Source organism: Pseudomonas sp. GXM4 (genome assembly GCF_008923895.1).
Taxonomy (GTDB): domain Bacteria; phylum Pseudomonadota; class Gammaproteobacteria; order Pseudomonadales; family Pseudomonadaceae; genus Aquipseudomonas; species Aquipseudomonas atacamensis.
Window position 1 is genome coordinate 1 of record NZ_WBRZ01000380.1, and the last position, 3,979, is coordinate 3,979.

3 protein-coding genes are annotated in these 3,979 nt (G+C 60.4%); 1 reads left to right on the forward strand and 2 read right to left on the reverse strand.

Annotation, left to right across the window (positions count from 1 at the left end; all coding sequences use genetic code 11):
* Positions 1–82: 82 nt before the first annotated feature.
* Positions 83–1,600, reverse strand: coding sequence for an MDR family MFS transporter (locus F8N49_RS26195; RefSeq protein WP_071173411.1), 1,518 nt, complete (start codon positions 1,598–1,600; stop codon positions 83–85).
* A 78-nt stretch (positions 1,601–1,678) separates the two neighbouring features.
* Positions 1,679–2,872 carry a 4-hydroxybenzoate 3-monooxygenase gene (pobA, locus tag F8N49_RS26200; RefSeq protein ID WP_071173410.1) on the reverse strand — a complete coding sequence of 398 codons (1,194 nt, stop codon included), beginning with the start codon at positions 2,870–2,872 and terminating at the stop codon, positions 1,679–1,681.
* Positions 2,873–3,047: 175 nt separating this feature from the next.
* Between pobA and F8N49_RS26205 the strand changes: the two genes are divergently transcribed.
* Positions 3,048–3,938: a helix-turn-helix domain-containing protein gene (locus tag F8N49_RS26205; protein ID WP_071173409.1), complete on the forward strand. Its 891-nt coding sequence runs from the start codon at positions 3,048–3,050 to the stop codon at positions 3,936–3,938.
* Positions 3,939–3,979 lie beyond the last annotated feature (41 nt).

The following is a 3,979-nucleotide window of genomic DNA, read 5'->3' on the forward strand; positions in this document are numbered from 1 at the left end:
TCTGCGTCCCATCCACGGCCGAACGCAGAGCGTCCGTTGAGGCATTCCCACGCAGAGCGTGGGAACGATCAGCGCAAAAGGCTCATTTCGCGCCGTGCTCCCGCCCGCGCAGCAGGTTGTTCGGCATGGCAATCGCCGCTGCCAGCCCGAGCAACGACACTGCCGTGCTGACCCAGAGCAGGTGGCGGAAGGTCACCAGCAGCTCCGCGCGCAAAGCGTTCTGCGCTTCGCCGGGTGCTGCGTTCAGGCCATCGAGCAGGACGTTGCCCGAATGCCCCTCGCTGATCAGCGAACTGTTCGCCAGGTGGGCGAAACTGGAATCGTGCAGCAACGCCAGCAGTAGCGCCGACATCAACGCCACGCCCACCGCGCCGCCCAGTGAGCGGAACAGATTGGTGGTGCTGGTGGCGACGCCGATGTCGCGTTGTTCCACCGAGTTCTGCGTGCCGACCAGTGAGGTCGGGAACTGCATGCCGCCAGCGATGCCGCTGAGCAACATGAACAGACCGCTGAGCAGCGTTGCTTGTGGCGGACTGAAGGCCATGCCGAGAATCGAGATCGGCATGAGGATCGCCCCGGTGAGAATCTGCGGTTTGTAGCGTCCGGTGATCGAGGTGCGGCGGCCGGCGAAATAGGCACCGATCGGCAAGCCCATCGCCAATGGCAGCAAGTGCAACGCGGCGCTGTCGGCGCCAGCGCCGGTGACGCTTTGGAAACGCAGCGGCATCAGCACAATCAGCGAGATGGCCTGGAAACTGGTGAAGAAAATCGTGCACCAGCACAACAGGGCATTGCGGTTGGCGAACAGGTGCATCGGCAATAACGGCTCCCGCGCCCGGCGTTCATGCCAGACGAACAGCGCCAATACCACCACGGCACAAGCGAACAGGCCGAGCACTTCGCTGCTGCGCCATGAATGACCCTGGCCGACTTCGGTGATGCCGAGCAGCAACGCGGTCAGGCCGATGATCATCAGCACCGTGCCGAGATAATCGATCACCGGTTTGCGCTGCGGAATCGGCAAGCCGCGCAGATTGCGCCGAGCCACCCACCAGGCGCCGAGGCCCAGCGGCAGGTTGATCAGAAACACCCAGCGCCACGACAGGTATTCGGTCATGTAGCCGCCGAGCACCGGACCGGCGACGCTGGCCACCGCGTACATGCTGCTGAAGTAACCCTGATAGCGCCCGCGTTCACGCGGCGGGACGATGTCGCCGATGATCGCCTGACTCACCGAGATCATGCCGCCGGCGCCGATGCCTTGAAGGATTCGTGCCAGCACCAGCTGTTCCATGCTCTGCGCCATGCCGCAGAACAGCGAGGCGAGGGTGAACAGGCCCATGCCGAACAACATCAGTTTGCGTCGCCCGTACAGGTCGCCGAGCTTGCCGTAGATCGGCACCGCCACGGTCATCGCCACCATGTAGCCGGAAATCACCCAGGCCAGCAGGCTGACGTCCTTGAATTGCGCGGAGATCGCCGGCATCGACACGGCGACGATGGTCTGGTCCAGCGCACCGAGGAAGATCGCCATCATCAAGGCGACCAGCACGCTGCGAATGGCCGGTTTGGGCGTTTCAGGCTGATTGAGAGTGGTCACGGAAAACCTGCGGGCAGTGATTGACCCGCATGGACAAGGCGAGCGGGTAAGTGCTCGCCAGTGTAAGTCGATAGCAGGCTATTCGATAGCCTCGTACGGAAGCCCGACGTAATTTTCTGCAATGGTTTTTTGCCCGGCTTGCGAGCTGACAAAGTAGTCCAGTTCCGACGCGCTGATGCGCTGGCTGAATTCATCGTGCTCGTCGAAGCGATGCAGCATCGACGTCATCCACCAGGAAAACCGTTCGGCTTTCCACACCCGGCGCAGGCAGATCTCCGAGTATTTTTCCAGCAGATCGGTGCGGCCTTCGCGATAGACCTTCAGCAGAATATTGAACAACGTGCTGACATCGCTGGCGGCCAGGTTCAAGCCCTTGGCGCCAGTGGGCGGGACGATATGGGCAGCGTCGCCGACGAGAAACATGCGCCCGTACTGCATTGGCTCGACGACAAAGCTGCGCAGCGGCGCGATGCTTTTTTCGATCGAAGGGCCGGTCACCAGTTTTTCCGCGAGGGCATCCGGCAGGCGTTTTTTCAGCTCATCCCAGAAACGCTGATCGCTCCAGTCATCGACGTTTTCATCCGCCGGCACTTGCAGGTAATAGCGGGTACGGGTGGCCGAACGCATGCTGCACAAGGCGAAGCCGCGTTCGTGGCGGGCGTAGACCAATTCATCGTGGACCGGCGGTGTGTCGGCGAGAATGCCCAGCCAGCCGAACGGGTAGACCCGCTCGAAAATCTTCAGGCAATCGGCCGGAATCGACTGCCGCGCGACGCCATGGAAACCATCGCAACCAGCGATGTAATCGCAATCGACGCGCCAGCTTTCACCGTCCTTTTCGAAGGTGACAAAAGCTTCGTCGCTTTTCATGCCATGGGGAACGACATTGCTCGCTTGATAAATTGTTGGCGCGCCGGCCTCCCGACGAGCGGCCATCAGGTCGCGGGTGACCTCGGTCTGGCCGTAGACCATTACTGTTTTGCCGCCGGTCAGCGCGTGCAGGTCGATGTGCACCTGACGCCCGTCCAGCGCCAGATCGAAGCCGCCATGAACCAGACCTTCGGCATCCATTCGCTGACCGACGCCGGCCTCACGCAGCAGCTCTACCATGCCTTGTTCAAGCACACCGGCACGGATGCGCCCAAGAATGTAATCGGGCGTCTGGCGTTCGAGGATCAGGGTGTCGATGCCAGCGTTGTGCAGCAACTGGCCGAGGAGCAGTCCGGAAGGACCGGCGCCGATAATGGCGACTTGGGTTTTCAGGATTTTCATTGTTTTTATGACTCGCAAGCTTCACGCAGCAACAGCCGGTGAATGATTTTATGGATCGAGTGCTTGCATTTTTCCCTTGCGGGTCTGTCAATTGAAGGTGAAAACTGAGCCGATACCTGTACATTCTGCCAATCGGTGCGATTATCGCCCAAAAACCAGAGGCCTGGATTGAAGTATGAACAAGCCTGCCCTGCCTTCTATTCCGGTGTTCAAGCTCTATGGTGAAAGCCTGGACTGGCCGACCCCGGACTTGCTGCACTGTGAAACCATTTCCTCGCGCAGTCGCGAACATCAATGGGAAATCAAACCTCACCGCCATGCGGATCTGTGCCAGCTGCTGTTCGTTTTCAAAGGTCAGGCAGAGCTCGAAATCGAAGGCCAGCGCACGCAACTCGAGACGCCAGCGATTCAGGTGCTGCCACCGTTGTCGGTGCACGGGTTTCGTTTTTCCGAGGATGTTGAAGGCTTCATCGTTACCTTGGCCACGCCGCTGATCAAGCATTTGCAGGCGCAACTGGGCGATTCGGTACACGCGTTGGCTCGGGCGGAAAACTACCCGGCCGGCAAGGATGGCGATTATCTCAACAGCCTGTTTTCAGCGTTGCAGGCCGAGTACAACGGCCATCAACCGGCGCGGGAAATGCTCATGCATTCGCTGGTCAGCGTGATCATGGTCTGGGTCAGCCGCCAGGCGATCGTTCGGCACAAGGCCAGCCAACGGCCGCAACGCCAGCGCGAATACCTCAACGGTTTCATTCAGTTGGTGGAAGAGACTTACCGCCAGCACGTCAAGGTCGAAGACCTCGCCCATCGCCTGGGCATCTCCGTGTCGCACCTCAACGGCACCTGCCGTGAACTGGCCGGGCAACCGGCGTTGCAGATCATGCACGAGCGTCAGTTGCTGGAAGCCAAGCGCCTGCTGACCTACACCAGCATGACGATTTACGAGATGTCGGAGCTGTTGGGGTTTTCCGATCCGACCAATTTCACGCGCCTGTTCCGCCGCCGGGTGGGAATTTCGCCAAAGGCGTTCCGCGACCGCTTGAAGGCCGAGCAACAACCTTAAAAGCACCACCCAACACCTGTGGGAGCGAGCTTGCTCGCGAA